The organism is Lachnospiraceae bacterium KGMB03038 (assembly GCA_007361935.1).
In the GTDB taxonomy this organism is placed as follows: Bacteria; Bacillota; Clostridia; order Lachnospirales; family Lachnospiraceae; genus Massilistercora.
In genome coordinates this window covers 912,959-929,523 of the sequence record CP041667.1, presented here as the reverse complement: position 1 = coordinate 929,523, position 16,565 = coordinate 912,959, and the positions used below count along the sequence as shown (strand labels likewise).

13 protein-coding genes and 1 riboswitch are annotated in these 16,565 nt (G+C 48.2%); of the genes, 4 read left to right on the top strand and 9 right to left on the bottom strand.

The window, feature by feature from the left end; all coding sequences use genetic code 11:
• Positions 1–64 precede the first annotated feature (64 nt).
• The 5 genes from FND36_04545 to FND36_04525 form a co-directional block, all read right to left on the bottom strand.
• Positions 65–2,788, bottom strand: coding sequence for a GTP-binding protein (locus FND36_04545; protein QDW73372.1), 2,724 nt, complete (start codon positions 2,786–2,788; stop codon positions 65–67).
• Between the two features lie 134 nt (positions 2,789–2,922).
• A complete protein-coding gene (locus FND36_04540; GenBank protein ID QDW73371.1) occupies positions 2,923–3,510 on the bottom strand; it encodes a nicotinate-nucleotide adenylyltransferase in 588 nt (195 codons plus the stop codon).
• Positions 3,507–5,072 (bottom strand): PH domain-containing protein, encoded by a 1,566-nt coding sequence (locus FND36_04535; protein ID QDW73370.1) that lies wholly within the window; start codon positions 5,070–5,072, stop codon positions 3,507–3,509. The genes FND36_04540 and FND36_04535 overlap by 4 nt, the downstream gene beginning before the upstream one ends.
• The gene (locus FND36_04530) at positions 5,044–5,547 is read right to left on the bottom strand and encodes a PH domain-containing protein (protein QDW75533.1); all 504 of its coding nucleotides are present in this window, start codon (positions 5,545–5,547) and stop codon (positions 5,044–5,046) included. The genes FND36_04535 and FND36_04530 overlap by 29 nt, the downstream gene beginning before the upstream one ends.
• Before the next feature lie 290 nt (positions 5,548–5,837).
• The gene (locus FND36_04525; GenBank protein ID QDW73369.1) at positions 5,838–6,458 is read right to left on the bottom strand and encodes an ECF transporter S component; all 621 of its coding nucleotides are present in this window, start codon (positions 6,456–6,458) and stop codon (positions 5,838–5,840) included.
• Between the two features lie 151 nt (positions 6,459–6,609).
• A riboswitch (FMN riboswitch) is annotated at positions 6,610–6,763 on the bottom strand.
• Between the two features lie 125 nt (positions 6,764–6,888).
• On the opposite strand from FND36_04525, the gene FND36_04520 reads away from it, so the two are divergent.
• Positions 6,889–7,323: a hypothetical protein gene (locus tag FND36_04520; protein ID QDW73368.1), complete on the top strand. Its 435-nt coding sequence runs from the start codon at positions 6,889–6,891 to the stop codon at positions 7,321–7,323.
• Positions 7,324–7,381: 58 nt separating this feature from the next.
• Here the strand turns inward: FND36_04520 and FND36_04515 are convergent, their stop codons facing one another.
• Entirely contained in the window at positions 7,382–8,659 is a 1,278-nt protein-coding gene (locus FND36_04515; protein ID QDW73367.1) for a serine dehydratase subunit alpha family protein, read from the bottom strand.
• Positions 8,660–8,716: 57 nt separating this feature from the next.
• The gene (locus tag FND36_04510; GenBank protein QDW73366.1) at positions 8,717–10,873 is read right to left on the bottom strand and encodes an RNA-binding transcriptional accessory protein; all 2,157 of its coding nucleotides are present in this window, start codon (positions 10,871–10,873) and stop codon (positions 8,717–8,719) included.
• Positions 10,874–11,158: 285 nt separating this feature from the next.
• Here FND36_04510 and FND36_04505 point away from each other — a divergent pair, with 285 nt between their 5' ends.
• The 3 genes from FND36_04505 (at position 11,159) to FND36_04495 (ending at position 13,659) form a co-directional block, all read left to right on the top strand.
• Positions 11,159–11,767 (top strand): TetR/AcrR family transcriptional regulator, encoded by a 609-nt coding sequence (locus FND36_04505; protein QDW73365.1) that lies wholly within the window; start codon positions 11,159–11,161, stop codon positions 11,765–11,767.
• A 187-nt stretch (positions 11,768–11,954) separates the two neighbouring features.
• Positions 11,955–12,875, top strand: a complete 921-nt coding sequence (locus FND36_04500; GenBank protein QDW73364.1) for a diacylglycerol kinase family lipid kinase — start codon at positions 11,955–11,957, stop codon at positions 12,873–12,875.
• A gap of 115 nt (positions 12,876–12,990) precedes the next feature.
• The gene (locus tag FND36_04495) at positions 12,991–13,659 is read left to right on the top strand and encodes a phosphatase PAP2 family protein (protein ID QDW73363.1); all 669 of its coding nucleotides are present in this window, start codon (positions 12,991–12,993) and stop codon (positions 13,657–13,659) included.
• Between the two features lie 115 nt (positions 13,660–13,774).
• On the opposite strand, the gene tig is transcribed toward FND36_04495, so the two are convergent.
• Both tig and cls read right to left on the bottom strand, forming a co-directional pair.
• On the bottom strand, positions 13,775–14,824 hold the full coding sequence (gene tig, locus FND36_04490; GenBank protein QDW73362.1) for a trigger factor: 1,050 nt from the start codon (positions 14,822–14,824) through the stop codon (positions 13,775–13,777).
• Positions 14,825–14,957: 133 nt separating this feature from the next.
• Complete coding sequence (cls, locus tag FND36_04485; protein QDW73361.1) at positions 14,958–16,433, bottom strand: cardiolipin synthase; 1,476 nt, start codon at positions 16,431–16,433, stop codon at positions 14,958–14,960.
• Positions 16,434–16,565: the final 132 nt, after the last annotated feature.

Sequence of the window (16,565 nt, the reverse complement as noted above, 5' to 3'; positions counted from 1 at the left end):
TTTCCGCTTTTCCTATTAGTCTGTCGTCCATTCCGGCAAAATATACCTCTTTCTCTTCCTTCTTTTATTCCAGTTTTTGTTTTCCCAGACGCACTTTCTCCATCTGCTCCGCCAATTCATCTTCCATGGAGTCAAATAAATACTGCTTTTTCTTCTCTCTTCTTGCCTCCCATTCCCTGCGGATCTCTTGGCGGACGATCTCTACTTCCTCCCGGAATTCTCTGGCGGAGATCAGAGTTCCCCCCTGCCCCAGTGTCACCACCTGCTCAACACCGTCTGAAGTCACTACTGTCACGTGATATTTCCGGCCGATCTCATGGACCACTTTCTCAATATACTGATCCGCCGTCTCCGCCTCCTTGGTATAAACCACATGAATGTTGTGATATTTCTGGATTTCCAGCACGTCTCCCTCTACCCTGTAAGCATCGAAAACCAGAATCACTGTGCATTTTTTATAACCCTGATAGTTGCAGAGAATATCCATCAGCCGGTTTCTGGCCCCGTCAATATTATCTCTGGCCAGATCTTTCAGCTCTTCCCAGGCAAAGATCACATTATATCCGTCCACCAGCAGATATTCCCTCAATCTATCTTCCTTTTTGCGGCGTTTCGCCTCTCCTCTGGCAGTTACCCGGCTGGTCTCCGGCGCTTTTTTCCGCTCGATCTTCCCGTAGGTGCGGATAAAGATCTCTTCCAGCTCCTTTTCCGCTTCTTTGCTCTGGGCGTATCCGGCAGAACTTCTGCCTCCGTTTTTCTTTTCCTTAGAAATGTTCCGTCCTTCTTCTTTCTTTTGTTCTTTCTTTAAAACGCTCTCTATATGCATATATTCCGGCACTTGATCCCATGGCACGCTGAATCCTGCTCCATGGCTGCAGAAAATAGAATCTGAAGGGTTGTCCATATCCCTTAAAGGATCATAACCAGCAGCCTCCACAACCGCTTCTTCATTCTGACAGCGTCCATATCCCCGGAACACATAGGATAAATGGCCTCTCCCCCCGGTATAGCCTGCTACCTGGATCTGGTATCCATTCAGACCAGCCGCCGGCACCGTTCCTGTCAGGACCGCCATTTCACCTTCCGTCTTAGGCGGCAGGAACTCTCCGCTCATCCTCTGGATATCCGTCATGGCTCTCCCAAGATTCTCCGAGGGGACTTCCAGCCGGAACTCATAATAAGGTTCCAAAAGTACACTCTGTGCCTGCATCAGTCCCTGGCGGACCGCTCGGTAAGTCGCCTGCCGGAAATCCCCGCCTTCTGTATGTTTTAAATGGGCTCTCCCGGCCTTCAGCGTAATTTTCACGTCTGTCAATTCCGCTCCGGTCAGCACCCCCAGATGCCTTTTTTCCTCTAAGTGAGTCAAAATCAGTCTCTGCCAGGAACGGTCCAGCACATCCTCACCGCATTCGGAAACATAGACCATGCCGCTTCCCGGTTCGCCCGGCTCCAGGATAAGATGGACTTCCGCGTAATGCCGGAGAGGTTCAAAATGTCCCACTCCTTCCACCCGATTCTGAATTGTCTCTTTATAGACAATGCTTCCGGCTCCAAACTCCACTTCCAGTCCAAATCGATCCTGGATCAGCCTTTTCAGGATCTCAATCTGCACTTCTCCCATAACCTGAGCGTGCAGTTCTCCCAATTCTTCCATCCACACAATTCGAAACAGCGGGTCCTCTTCCTCCAGCTGCCGCAGGTCAGAGAGGGCTTTCGATACTTCGCAGCCTTCCGGCAGATAGATCTGGTAACTCAGCACCGGTTCAAGGACCGGCGGATGGGCCGGCGGCTCTTTCCCAAGCCCTTCTCCAGGATAAGTCTGACTCAGCCCCGTGACAGCGCAGATCATTCCCGCCTGCGCTTCCTGAACCATTTCATATTTGCCTCCGGAATAAATCCGGATCTGGTTCACCTTTTCTCCTTCCGCGCCCAGTGTATCCTTCACTTTCAGGATGCCACCTGTAATCTTCATATGAGTCAGACGGTTCCCCTGGCCGTCTCTGGAAATTTTGTATACCCTGGCCCCAAAGCGTCCGTCTCCTGTCTTCTCTTTTCTCTCAGAAAAGCTCTGCGCGTACTGGGCCAGTCCGTCTAAAAGCTCCTGTACCCCTTCCAGCTTCAGAGCCGATCCAAAATAGCAGGGAAAGACCTTTCTGTGCCGGATCATCCGTGAGACCGTCTCTTTCTTCAGACTTTCTGTCCGCAGATATTCTTCCAGGGCCTGATCCTCACACATGGCCAGACTTTCCAGGAAATCCGGCGTCTGCGCCCTGTCAAAAGCGATACAGCTTTCGCTTAATCCATTCTGTATTTCTTCCAGGACCGCCTCTCTTTGAGTTCCCGCCTGATCCATCTTATTGATAAACAAAAAGACCGGGATCTGATACCGTTCCAGCAGCTTCCACAGCGTGCGGGTATGTCCCTGTATGCCGTCCGCGCCGCTGATCACCAGCACGGCGTAATCCAGTACCTGAAGAGTTCGCTCCATCTCCGCGGCAAAATCCACATGTCCCGGCGTATCCAGAAGTGTTACCCGCTTATCTCCCAACTCAAACACCGCCTGTTTGGAGAAGATGGTGATCCCTCTGTCTTTCTCCAGTTCTTCCGTATCCAGAAACGCGTCTTTATGGTCCACTCTCCCCAGCTTCCGAATCTTCCCGCACAGATAGAGAATCCCCTCGGAAAGGGTGGTCTTGCCCGAGTCCACATGGGCGAGGATACCCATACAGAGATGTCCTGATCTGCTCTGTCCATTTTTATCCACTCTATCTTCAGACGTATTTCCCATAGAAAATACCCCTTTCTCTCTATATTATGCATTCATAATCATAGCACAGAAAGAGGTGTAAGTCGATAAAGCATTCGCATCTGTTATTTTGTCTTTTCTCTGAGTATTCTTTCTGCGTAGGAATACAAACAAAATTACAAAAGACTCACATCTTTTTCATCCATCCGCATCTGTTCCAGTCGCTTGATCCGCTCGTCCAGATGATGCTCCGTCAGATAAGCGTATACGCTTTTGGGGACTAAGTGAGCCCACTCCTGGTCTGTGGCGATGCAGCTTCTGACCCAGGAAGAGGTGACCCCTTTTTCTTCCGGCGGCTTTCTCCAAAGGACCTCAACCTCCAATCCCAGACTTCTCAGAATCTTATATTTCTCTTCGTCCCACTCATCACACAGTCCCATATAGAATACCGCATCTTTCGGCGCGTACTGGGGGATATATTCCGGACAATTGATCGGGAACGGCAGGATATCATATTCAGACTCCGGAACTCTAAATTCTGCCATCGCTCCCCGGATCATCTCATAACGCTCAAAATAGGTCAGTGGATTTGCGTATTTGGCAGAACGGTTCGCATCATTGACAGACTCTCTGGTATGCAGGCTGTCTGGGTTCGTAAGCCCGATATATAATTTCCCGCAGCGCATCTTGGCCGCCAGGATATACTCCATATGTTTTAAATGAAGCACCTGAAATCTTCCATTTACAACTCCTGTTCTCTTCATAAGTTCTCCCTCGCCTTATCTTTTCTTTTTAGTATGCATGTCTTTAATTGTTCTGATACCGCTTCCCTGAAATAGGGGATGTTCTGCGTACGGTCGGACGCCGCCGCAAGAAGATAGATGGTTCCCTTCTGCATTTTCCAGCGCTTTGCCAGAAAGCTCTGCTTTATCTGCAGGTATTGGATCTTCCCGAATCGTACAGCCAGGAAGCGCCTTCCCATATATCCGCTGGATATGAGCAGGAATTCCTCACTGACTCCCACTCCTGCCGTACGATACCGGCATACCAGCATTCCTCCTGCCGCGGCCAGCAGAAGAGCTTCCGCGGCAAGAATCCAAATCTGGTATTCCTGCCATATCACTGCCGCGATCCAGGCCGCCCCTGCCGTCAGCAGGGTCCAGATCAATCCCCGGACCAGCCAAAGCAGCCACACTTGCTTAGGCTGTTTCTGCGTCTCCCATTCTGTCACTCCCGAGAATTCGGGAAGCAGTTCCCGGATTCTTTCCGCATTTTTCGCCTTCTTATCGTACAGGAGGAGAAAGGACTTCTTTTCCTCTTGATCGTCTCCCATCCCTACATTAAGAATTTCTGCCATACATCGTCCTGTCAGCCTTCCCTGGAAAGACTGGGTCAATTTCAATCCATTGATCTTGTCCACCGGGATCGTATAACTGATTTTCTTCAAAAGGCCATAACTGATATAAAGTTTATCTTCTTTTCTCTTCACTTTAAAATCATAGTATTGGATAAATCCCTTGAGCAGATCCCATACCGCAGAAAGGAAAACAAAGATCACTACCGCGCCGGCCGCCAGAAGTTCCACCAAGCTTCTTCCAATATTTCCTTTGCTCAGAGATTCCGCCGCTCCAGCTGCTGTTCCCACAAGACAGAGAATCACGATCAACGCCGAGAGCAGACTGGCCTGATAAAATCCATGGACAAACATAGTCCCAAGGGATGCGCCTGGTGTATCTCTCAGCGCCTCTTCCACGCCTCCCCGCCTTTTTGCGGGGACCATCTCCGGCGCTGTCTGTCCTTCCTGACCATTTCTGCCCGCCAGTTCTTCCATGATTCCTGTGATCCGTCCGCAAAGGGCTTCCGCTTCCCGCCTTTTCAGGACAATCTTTACATCTGTAGAATCTGCTGTGGATAAACTGTTCGTATCTATCTTGATCTTACAGGTGCCGATCAGCATCTCAAATAAATTCTGCTCTGTATTTACATTTGAAATATTTCCGATCCCGATCGTATTTTTCTTCCGGTTCAGGGTATTCTTCTCAATCACCAAAGTCGTTCCATCAATGGAAATATAAGTCCTGGCCCAGATCAGTATCTGCCAGACAGTCAGCAGGACCAAGAACACCAAAGCCGCAAGCATTGCCGGCAGGATCTCCCGTCCGGCTTTCATTCCGTGCTCGGCCAGCTCTGCCGCTTCCCCTAAATTTTGGGCGATTCCTCCTACAAGAAGCGCCAAAATGACCACAAACCCTTTCCCCATCCGTTCCGCCACGATCGATATATGATTTCTGAATCTTTCATTCTTCATCATTTGACTGCCTTCCATCTGCGTTCCTCTGCTCTTCCACAATCTCGTTGATCCTTTTTCTGAGCGTATCCGCAATCTTTTCTGCCTTTTCTTCTTCCAGGAAACGGATCGTCACATCTCCACCCGCAGTCGTCACTACCACCTTAGCCACTCGAAAAAGCTGATCCAGCGGTCCTTTTGCCGTCTGCAGCTTATGCAGCCTTTCAATAGGAACAATATTTCTCTCTACAAACAAATATCCTTCCTGGATATCAATACATTCCTCATTAATGCAATAGCGGTACCGATGATATCTGAAATAAGGGCTCACCGCCACGTCAGCCACCGTCAGGACCGCCAGGATAAGCGATATGATCTTTCCCACGCCAATATCATTCGGGAACAGCCAGAACCAATTTACCGCCCCGATCACCGCAAGCACAACTGTTCCGGTCACCGCCCCAGCCGCATACATGCAATAGAGCGCACGTTTTGATAATTTCTCGTATACCATCATCTTTCCTCTCACAAATCCGCGTTTTTCTCTATTGTAATCCATATGAAAAGAATATGCCAGTACAATTCGGGGTTGTCGGGATAAAGGTCACACGCAGAAGCCGGGATAACTGACTCGCTGCTCCGTCCCCTGTAACTCACATCCACAAAAATATAAGGCTCCGGGATTGTCGCCTAACATAGCGCAATCCCGAAGCCTAACATTTTTAGAGATGGATTTTCCTAATCCCGATGAAATTGGGGATATGGACAGCCAAAAGCAGGGACCTGATCTCAACAAATCCACCCTTACCTCATCCGCAGTACCGGACTGATCTTTTTATAGATAATGAACACGATCAATGATACAAGGACACCTTTCAGCAGGTTAAAAGGCGCTACCGCAAATAGCACAAAGGTGGTAAGATCCGTAATCCCGCTGTTTACCGCGGTTCCCATTTCCACAAGTCCGCTGATAGGCATTCCAAAAGCAGCCGCGTAAGCTGGAAGCAGGACAAATGCGTTAAGGAAACATCCTACGGCCGTCATAAATACGGTCCCGGCGGCCATACCGACGATCGCGCCTTTCCTGGTATGCATCCGTTTATAGATCACTGCCGCCGGAAGAACCAGCGCGCATCCGATCAGAAAGTTGGCCATTTCTCCTACGCCTGCTGTGGCGCTTCCATTGATCACCAGATTCAGGAGGATCTTCAGCAGTTCTATCGCCACTCCCGCAAGCGGGCCCATTGCAAAACATCCTACCAGCACTGGAACTTCGCTGAAGTCAATCTCATAGAAGGACGGCGCGAAGGGAAGCGGAATCTCGAACAGCATCAATACTACCGCGATCGCGCTCAGCATTGCTACCTGGGCCATCTTCCTTACATTTACCTTTGCTTTTGTGTTTGTCATTACTTCTGAACTCATGTCTTTTTCTCTCCTTTTCAAATAAACTCAACAAAGAAAGAAAATCTTCTTAGAATTATGTAACGTCCGCCGTCTTGAAGGACATGCCCTGCACATTTCCCGTGAAAAAACCCCGACACATAAAGTATCGGGGTTTTGCAGCATCACAATCACACTTCTTCTCTCATCCAGACTATACTGTCGGTTCTGGAATCTCACCAGATCAGCCAGCGCGAAACGCGCCGGGTCGCGGACTCTACCGCCGGTTGGGAATTCACAAACATCAGAGTCTCTCCTTCTTGTGTCACCCTGCCCCGAAGAAATTCTTTTTTAGTTCTTTTCCATTATACGCCCCTGCTTTTCCTGATTCAAGACTTTTTTCTTAATATATTGTGTTCTTTCCATTCTTATCCTATAATAAAGTTATCCAGTCGATTATGGAGGGGCGGCTATGACATGGAAAGATTTGTGCCTTTCGGCGCTTAATGAGGAAAAAATGTTTATCGATTCCGGACACCGGACCCGTTTCAAAGAGCTTTTGGACTGTTTCTCAGACCAGCCTTTCTTTACTCCCGGTCTATGCAAATGTATGTATTTATCTGCCTGGGATGACAGTCATTTCTTCATTATGCTGGAAACTTTGAATCAAATGGTCCTTGGCGGTGAAATAAGCTTAGATGGAATGCGTTTTACCGGAGATATACTGGCAAACGAGCAGCAAAACGCGGAAGCTTATGTCTATCTTCTGGCAAACTCATTTCTTGACAATGTTCCTTTCACCGTTCCAGAAGAGGTTTCGATTCCGGAAGAAATCCAATTTATCATTCAACAAGCTTTAAAGGCTGCCGCTGTTATTGACCAATGCGCCTCGGAAATGAAATCTTAGCATTATAAAACCGGCTGTAAAGCTCTCCATTAGAGATTGCTTTACAGCCGGTTTAGGGTTAATCTCCGATCATCATCTTGATGATCTCTTCGTTGGTTTCCCGCATGCCTTCTTTTCCCAGCCGTCCGATATTCGTGATCGTAGCCTCTACGCCTTTGGTAACGATCCCATCGCCGGCATAGAACTGCTGCCCGTTCAGGTACATATGATATCCCAATATCCCCGCGTCCACCGCGGAGGCAATCTTAGCCGCGCAGGAAGCTTTCGCCCCATCGCAGACGATTCCTGAAACAATGGCCAGGGCGTTCACCACCGTATGGATCACTTCTTCATAACCGCCTCCGCACAGATAGGCAATACCCGCGCCTGCCGCCGCCCCCGCGCTGACAGCTCCGCAGTAAGCAGACAATCTTCCGATTCCTGTCTTCTGATGGATCGCCACCAGATTTGACAAAGCAAGCGCCCGATACACCTGCTCTTCTTCTGTTTTCAGTTCTTTCGCATACTCCAGTACAGGCAGAGAGCAGGTCATTCCTTGATTGCCGCTTCCAGCGTTGATAATAACCGGAAGTTCACAGCCATTCATCCGGGCGTCAGAGCCGGCGGCGGCCAATGCTTTCGCTCGATTCTTCACATCCTGTCCGTAAGTCTCAAGCAGGACGCTTCCTATATTCGCCCCATAATCTCCCCGCAGCCCTTCTTTTGCGATGGCCGTATTATATTCAATCTGGCGGCTGATCACTTCCCGAATATCGTCAACCTTCACCGTATTGATGAAATCCCAGATACTCTCCATATCCAAAAGGCTCCTGTCTGTAAGGCCTTCCTCCTTCTCTCCTTCTACCGGAAGATCCAGCAGTTTCTCGCCGTTCTTCTCCACCAGCACAATATTGGTATGATAGTTGGCGATCCGTACTTTCGCGGAAGAATCCCCCTTTGAGACCGCCACAATGATATCGAATGTGATTCCCTGGTCAATGTGCTCTACTGTAATCTCCGCCGTCTTTAGATATTCGGCAATCTCCCTGGTCTGTTCTTCTGTCACATCCGCGATCACTTCCAATTCCCGGTCTGGATTTCCTGCCACGATCCCGGCGGCGGCCGCGGACGGGATTCCTTTTAGATGTCCGGTATTTGGTACGATAACGCTTTTTACATTTTTGATAATGCTCCCGCTTGCGCCGATCTCTACCTTTTCAGGCATACAGCCCAGAGTCTCTCTCGCCTTAGCCGCCGCGTAGGCCAGGGCAATAGGTTCCGTACACCCCATAGCCGGAACAAGTTCCTCTTCCAGGATCTTTACATACGCCTGGTACTTTTCATCTGTCCTTTTCATATGAATCTTCTCCTTCCTCTCTGACACACCCGCTGAACTTCTTCTATATTTTGTTTCCTATGAAATTCCTTTCATACTCAGTTGTATCCGTTTCTTTTTCAGATCCACACTCATCACCCTTACATCCACAATATCTCCCACGCTGACCACTTCCAGCGGATGCCGGATAAACTTCTTATCCGTCACTTCTGAGATATGGACCAGGCCGTCCTGATGGACGCCGATGTCTACAAACACGCCAAAATCGATCACATTGCGGACTGTGCCTTTGAGCACCATTCCTTCCTTTAGATCCTTCATTTCCAGGACATCTGTCCGCAGGATCGGAGCCGGCATCTCATCTCTTGGATCTCTGCCCGGCTTCTCCAATTCTTTGACAATATCCCTAAGCGTGATCTCCCCGATCCCCAATTCTTGCGCCAATCCCGGATAATCCCGGATCGTGAGCGACAATCCGGCCAGCCGGCCTTCTCTTACGTCTTCCGCAGAAAACCCCTGCTTCTTTAAAAGCCCTTTCGCCGCCTCATAGCTTTCCGGATGGACGCTGGTCGCGTCCAATGGATTCTCGCCTCCCTGGATCCGCATAAATCCGGCGCACTGTTCAAAAGCCTTGGGGCCCAGCTTCGCCACTTTTAAAAGCTGGCCTCGATTGGTAAACCGTCCGTTTTCTTCCCGGTAAGCCACAATATTCCTGGCGACAGCCGGAGTGATCCCGGAAATATAGGAAAGCAGCGGCGCGGAAGCCGTATTTAGATCCACGCCTACTCGGTTTACACAGTCCTCCACTACACCCGAGAGGGCTTCGCTTAATTTCTTTTGGTTCATATCATGCTGATACTGACCTACCCCGATCGACTTTGGATCGATCTTCACTAATTCCGCCAGCGGATCCTGAAGCCTTCTGGCAATCGAAGCGGCGCTCCTTTGGCCCACATCGAATTTTGGAAACTCCTCGGATGCCAGCTTACTCGCGGAATACACAGAAGCGCCCGCCTCGCTTACGATAACATACTGCACCTTCTGAGGGATTTCTTTCAGCAGTTCTACGATAAATTGTTCCGATTCTCTGGAAGCCGTTCCATTTCCCAAAGAGATCAGCGTAATATGATATTTCTCTATGATCTTCTTTAAGAGATCCTTGGAGGCCTGAATCTTTTTGGGCGTGGTAGGGGCCGTGGGATAGATCACCGTCGTGCCTATGACCTTGCCGGTAGGGTCTACTACAGCCAATTTACAGCCTGTCCGAAATGCCGGGTCCCATCCAAGCACCGTCTGCCCCGTGATCGGCGGCTGCATCAGAAGCTGGGTCAGGTTTTTTCCAAAGACCTGAATCGCCCCATCTTCCGCCTTCTCTGTCAGCTCATTGCGGATCTCCCGCTCAATGGCCGGAGCGATCAGCCTTTGATAGCTGTCTTCCAAAGCTTCTTTCATCACCGGCTCTGTCCTTGGATTTCCGGGACGGATCATCTGCCGCTCCAGGTATTGAAGAATCTCCTCCTCCGGCGCCTGGATCTTTACCGTCAGGAATTTCTCCTTTTCTCCCCGGTTTACCGCCAGGATCCTGTGTCCCGCCAGCCGGTTTACCGGCTCTTCAAATTCATAGTACATCTCGTAGACCGACTCTTTCTTGGGATCTTTGGCCTGGGATAATAAAGTTCCCTTTTTCATCGTCGTCTTCCGGATCCAGCTTCTATAATCTGCCTTGTCTGAAACATATTCGGCAATGATATCCTGAGCGCCCGCAATCGCTTCTTTTACCGAGGACACTCCTTTTGCTTCATCAATATATTTTTCCGCCGCTTCTTCCACGGTTTGTTCCATTTTCTGCAAAGCAATAGCCGCGGCCAGCGGTTCCAGCCCTTTTTCTTTGGCGATGGTGGCTCTCGTCCTTCTCTTGGGACGGTAGGGCCGGTACAGATCTTCCACCACTACCAGCGTCTCCGCCGCCTGGATCTTCTCCCTTAATTCCGGCGTCAGTTTCCCTTGTTCTTCGATACTGGAGAGGACCTGTTCCTTTTTCTCTTCCAATCCCCGCAGATAATTTAAACGTTCATACAGTTTTCTAAGCTGCTCGTCATCCAGAGTACCGGTGGCTTCTTTGCGGTACCGAGCGATAAATGGAATCGTATTCCCCTCGTCGATCAGCGCTGCCGCCGCATCCACCTGCCACTTTTTCACGCCCAGTTCTTCTGTGATCTTTTGATTGATATCCATGCTGTTTTCCTCTTATCTCCGCCCTTTTGGGGCCGCTTTACATATTTTATCTTTTGGTCTCTCTAGATTATAACTGAATTTCCCCTGCCGCGCAATGTATAACCCCTCCAGACATGCGGCGATCTTAAATTCTCTCACGCTTAAATTAGAGTTCACTCTGTTTTCTTGAAAATCCTTGTCCGCTGTGCTATACTGAGGGCACCTTAACCGCAAGGGAAAAGGAATCCCCCAACAGTGCGGCCGCCTGCCGCCGGGAGAAATCAAACGAGGGAGCATTATAAATCTATGAGTCAAAAAAACGAAACCAGGGAATTATCCCGTCAGCAGCAGAAATCTCAGGAAACAAAAGCCAAGATCTTCCAGGCCGCCAAACGGATTCTCCAGAAGAAAGGCTATGAAGCTCTTTCCATCAAAAACATCTGTGAGGAAGCCGGAGTTTCCAATGGAAGCTTCTATCATCATTTTAAGACCAAGGAGGATCTTCTGTCCTACTATATTGAAGAACAGCCCAGTATCGACCCGGACCTTCTGGAACTTCCCAAAAGCGCTAAGGAGGCAGAAGCGGCTATTGTCTATGTTTACTTAAATTACGTCCACTACTGCCGGGAACTGGGACTTGAATTCATGGCAAACTACTATACTCCCAAAAACCAGTCTCTCAATCCATTGATCCGTACAGAACGGCCTTACCCGATCGTTACTGTCCAAAACTACTTGCAGAAATGTATCGATGCCGGTATCCTTTCACCCAAATTTTCTCTGGAAGAGATTACCAGTGATATCCGTATCATCGTGATCGGGAATGTATTTGAATGGTGTCTGAAAAATGGAAACGCGGACTTTGAGGGAAATATGAAACGTACTTTGGAAGCATATCTGGACGGGGTTCTTTGATTTATTTGCCGAAACAAAAAATCCTTTAAGTAAAGCTTAAAGGATTTTCCGGAAGGAAACCGGCAGCTATGCTGCCAAACAATAATATCTTATGGTTTTATTATAATCCTTTTTTCCCAGGATTTCTAATTGTTTATTTGAATCTATTTATAGATAGTATCTATAGCAAATACCGCGGGGGCTTACCATGTACTATTTTATTGTAAATCCTAACGCTCGCTCCGGAAAAGGACTGCGGACGTGGAAAATCCTTGAACAAGAATTAGAGAAAAAACAGGTGCGATATCAGGTCTTTTTCACCAAATACCAGAACCACGCCGTTTCGATCGCCAGAGAACTTACCCAAAAGCAGTCCTGCCGCTCTCTTATCGTCTTGGGCGGAGACGGCACGTTAAATGAGGCTGTCAACGGAATCCAGGATCTCTCCAAGGTTATCCTGGGCTACATCCCCATTGGTTCCAGTAATGATTTCGCCAGAAGCTTAAGACTTGAGCAGGATCCCATAAAAGCCCTGCATGAAATCCTTACGCCGTCGCGGTATATCAGTACCGATATCGGGATACTTCAGTATCAGGATAAACGGAGACGGTTTGTAGTCAGTTCTGGGATTGGCTTCGACGCCGGCGTCTGTCACCAGGTAGCGGTCTCCCGCCTTAAAATCCTTCTGAACAAAATCGGTCTTGGAAAATTGTCTTATACCGCAGTGGCTCTTGGCCTTCTTCTTTCCCTTACTCCCGGAAGGATGACTCTTACTCTGGATGGAAAAGAGAGCTTAAAATTTGAGAAAGTCTATTTTGCGGCAGTTATGAATCATCCTTATGAGGGCGGCGGTTTCCGCTTCTGCCCCAAGGCGGATCCCTCTGACGGAAGCCTTGATCTGATCGTAATAGCCGGCCTTCCAAAATGGAAGACTCTGCTGCTGCTTCCTACCGCTTTTAAAGGCTGGCATACACATTTTAAAGGCGTCTTTACCTGCCGCTTCAAAGAAGCCCATATTCTTAGCGAAAAAGCGCTTCCCGTCCACACGGATGGAGAACCCGTCATTTTTCAGCAGCATATAACAGCTGGACTGGAATCCCAGAAACTTCGCCTTATTAAAACCTCATGAAAAATTATTAAGAAAGGGTGAAGATTCTTGTTGATTCATTTTTTTCATGATATAATCCAAATAATCAAAAAGCAACGATCCATAGACCAAGAAACCATAAAAAGGAAGTATCATCATGACGGCCAAGAAAAAACTGATCGACCTGGCAAAAAAATATAGTCATATCTGGGTGCTTTTGTACGGATTTATCTATATGCCCTGGTTCTGTTATCTGGAGAATCGCAGAGGCGTCCGGTATTTCTATATCCATTCACCTCTGGATGATCAAATCCCTTTTATTGAATATTTTGTTATTCCTTACTTGCTCTGGTTCATTTTTATCGCGGCGACCTTAGCATACTTCTTCTTCACGGACAAAAGAGGATTCTATCGCCTCGCCGCATTTTTGTGTACCGGCATGACGATCTTCCTGATCGTATGTACCGTCTTTCCAAACGCGCAAAATCTGCGTCCGGATACATTTGCCCGTGACAACGTATTTGTAGATCTTGTACGATATATTTACCAAACGGATACACCGACCAATGTGCTGCCAAGCATCCACGTGTTTAATTCGCTCGGCGCGGCCATCGCGATCGCCAAAAGCAGCTCTTTGAAGAAGCACCGGATGCTCCAATGGGGGGCTTATATCCTGACTGCCCTGATCATTCTGTCTACCGTATTTTTAAAACAACATTCTGTAACAGATATGATCGCCGCCTTTGCCATGGCCAGTATCCTTTATCCGCTGATCTACGCGGCCCAGGAAAAGAAAGCTCCAAAGTTTTCCCATCAGCCGGTTTGATCTTTTATAAATATGCATCTAAAAAACTGTCGGCAGATTGATATAATCTCTCTGCCGACAGTTTTTATTGCTATACCTTATCACAGAAAAGAGGAAACCGCAAGTTCTCCTTTGATTACTCCGCCACCTGGATACAGTTGTCTTTTACATACTCCATGACCAGATTTTTTAACGCCGCGCTTTTCAGTTCTTCCTCGTCAAAGGCTTCCTTCATCGCGTCCCCGTCTTCATATCCATAGTCTTTTGCAAGAATTCCAAGCTGTTCTTCATAAGCCTCGTCTGTCAGCTCAATATTCTCTTTATCAGCGATAGCTTCTACCGCCATCTCATCTTTTACATTCTCCTGAGCCACATTCTTGACCTCAGCCTCGAAATCTTCCGTTGTATATCCCATCTGTTCTTCGATAAATTGATCGTATTCCATCTGATAGTATTCAGCCGCGTCTTTATACTGCTGGATCAGCGAATCAGACAGCTCTTCTACTTTCTCTTCCGGATACTCTTTTACTTCTGTATTCTCAAGTACTGCCTGCCACGCATTCTGTTCCAGAGTAGAGTCAAAGCTGGTCTGGGCCTCTTCTTCTAACTGCTTCTTGACTTCTTCCCGGTATTCCTCTACCGTTGCTGATTCTTCAGACAGTGTTTTTACCAGATCGTCCGTTAGTTCCGGCACTTCGTCCACTGTGATCGAATTCACGGTAATGGTAAATACCACGTCTTTGCCTGCCATGTCCGCATTGCCGTAATCATCCGGAAAGGTACCGTTCCAGTCAAACGTCTCTCCCACATTATGGCCGATGATACTATCTTCAAACCCTTCAATGAATACTCCAGATCCGATGGTCAAAGGATAATCCTCGGCAGATCCTCCCTCGAACTCTTCCCCGTCCATCTTCCCTACGAAATCGATGTTCACTGTATCTCCAGACTCTACAGCCCGGTCTGTGATCTCTGTGGTAGTCGCTTCAGATTCCAGCGTGGACTGGATCGCCGCCTCCACATCATCCTCTGTGATCTCACTTGGTTCTTCCACCTGAGCCACCTCTACGCCCTTGTACTTTGTGATCTTTATCGCATCGGTCTCCAGACCTTTGCTGGCCGCGCAGCCGCCAAACACCAGGGCCGCTGTCAGGATTCCTGCCAGAACTATTGCTCTTCTCTTCATTTACTACACCTCGTTCAACTATATTTTCCTGATATAAGCGCGCCGTCATCCCTCCCTATTTCCAGATAAAGGCACACTCTTAAGTTATATCACATTTTGTCTGGATTTTAAAGATATTCTGGTATATTTTCTATCACAGCACCGGAGAAAACAACCGGCAGAACTGCTCTTTCCCCCGAATCAGCAGACCGCGCTGTTCATACTGTTCCCGAGTGATCAGGGTGCTCTTTGCGATGTCATTTTCAAATGCTTCCTCCAATTTTCTGACTGTAGAAGCGCTGTAGATCACCGCGTTCACCTCAAAATTCAAACTAAAGCTGCGGATATCCATATTCGCCGTGCCAATACAGCTTACCAGTCCATCCGCGCACAGACATTTGGTATGAAGGAATCCGTTGTCATACGTGTAACATCTGGCTCCCGCTTCCACCAGCTCTCCGATATAAGAATAAGTGGCCCAGTATACAAAGGGATGATCCGGCTTGCAGGGTATCATGATCCTGACGTCGATTCCGGACTTTGCGGCAATAATAAGACCATCCCGAATATCATCGTCTGGAATAAAGTAAGGTGTCTGGATATAAATATTCTTCTGGGCCATATGGATCAGCCTGAGATAATTGTTCCTGATCTCCCGGCTGTGAGAATCCGGCCCGCTGGATATGATCTGCACCGGATCCCCGCCTCCCCGTTCATATTCCGGAAGTCCGAACAGACGATCCTCCAGAAATAAATTCTCTTTGGCGGCATAGTTCCAATCCAGTACAAATCTTACCGCCAAAGAGGTTACCGCAGATCCTTCCACGCAGATATGGGTATCTCTCCAATAACCAAACTTCCGGCTCCGTCCCAGGTATTCCCGTCCAATGTTGAATCCTCCGATAAATCCGATTCTTCCATCGATCACCACAATCTTCCGGTGATTACGATAGTTGACCCGAAGCTGCAGTTTGCCAAGCACCGCGGGAAAGAACTCAGCCACCTGTATTCCCGCCTTTTCCAGTCGTTCCCAATCTGATCTTCTCATTCCTCTGCAGCCCATACTATCGAACAAGACCCTTACTTCCACTCCCTGTCTGGCCTTTCGCGCCAGAATTGTCTCAATCTCCTGCCACAGCTCGTCATTGCGGATAATATAATATTGAAGATGAATATAATTCCTGGCGTGATCCATCTCCCACATCAGCGCCCGAAACTTTTCTTCCCCATCTGTGTAGATACGGATATCATTATTATCCGTCAACACTGCTTCCCCTTCATTCAAATTGTATAAGATCAGGCTTTTGAACCGCTCCATTTCCGGATTCCGCAGACGCAGCTTTCTTTGGTAGATGGATTCTTCCTGGCGCCGCACCGCGTATTTGATCTCCCCTTCGATCTCCTTCATCTTAAACATCCTCTCCTTTCGGAAATTCTGTCCCAGAATCAGATACAAGACAAATCCAAGGACCGGAATAAAATACAGCAAAAGCAGCCATGCCCAGACCGTCGTCGGATTCCGCCTCTGAAAGAAGATGATCAGAAGTGAAAACAAAATATTGATAATGATAAAATGCTCCAGAACCCACAGATAACCGCTGCCAAGAGCCTGTCCCGCCGTTTCCAGCATGATGCGACCTTCCTTTCCCTTTTGTCTCTATATTATATCTGTATTCCCCTAAAAAGTAACCTCAAAACCTCAAATCTCTTGCACTTGTCCAAAAACAATGATACAATGTACTTCGTGAAAACGAGTTATTTA

Excerpts from the sequence above, each read along its gene's own strand:
- FND36_04510 (QDW73366.1), bottom strand. The coding sequence starts at position 10,873 with ATGGATATCAATCAAAAGATCACAGAAGAACTGGGCGTGAAAAAGTGG.
- FND36_04540 (QDW73371.1), bottom strand. The coding sequence starts at position 3,510 with ATGAAGAGAACAGGAGTTGTAAATGGAAGATTTCAGGTGCTTCATTTA.
- FND36_04505 (QDW73365.1), top strand. The coding sequence starts at position 11,159 with ATGAGTCAAAAAAACGAAACCAGGGAATTATCCCGTCAGCAGCAGAAA.
- FND36_04500 (QDW73364.1), top strand. The coding sequence starts at position 11,955 with ATGTACTATTTTATTGTAAATCCTAACGCTCGCTCCGGAAAAGGACTG.
- FND36_04535 (QDW73370.1), bottom strand. The coding sequence starts at position 5,072 with ATGGAAGGCAGTCAAATGATGAAGAATGAAAGATTCAGAAATCATATA.
- FND36_04545 (QDW73372.1), bottom strand. The coding sequence starts at position 2,788 with ATGGGAAATACGTCTGAAGATAGAGTGGATAAAAATGGACAGAGCAGA.
- FND36_04495 (QDW73363.1), top strand. The coding sequence starts at position 12,991 with ATGACGGCCAAGAAAAAACTGATCGACCTGGCAAAAAAATATAGTCAT.
- FND36_04520 (QDW73368.1), top strand. The coding sequence starts at position 6,889 with ATGACATGGAAAGATTTGTGCCTTTCGGCGCTTAATGAGGAAAAAATG.
- cls (QDW73361.1), bottom strand. The coding sequence starts at position 16,433 with ATGCTGGAAACGGCGGGACAGGCTCTTGGCAGCGGTTATCTGTGGGTT.
- FND36_04515 (QDW73367.1), bottom strand. The coding sequence starts at position 8,659 with ATGAAAAGGACAGATGAAAAGTACCAGGCGTATGTAAAGATCCTGGAA.
- FND36_04530 (QDW75533.1), bottom strand. The coding sequence starts at position 5,547 with ATGGTATACGAGAAATTATCAAAACGTGCGCTCTATTGCATGTATGCG.
- tig (QDW73362.1), bottom strand. The coding sequence starts at position 14,824 with ATGAAGAGAAGAGCAATAGTTCTGGCAGGAATCCTGACAGCGGCCCTG.
- FND36_04525 (QDW73369.1), bottom strand. The coding sequence starts at position 6,458 with ATGAGTTCAGAAGTAATGACAAACACAAAAGCAAAGGTAAATGTAAGG.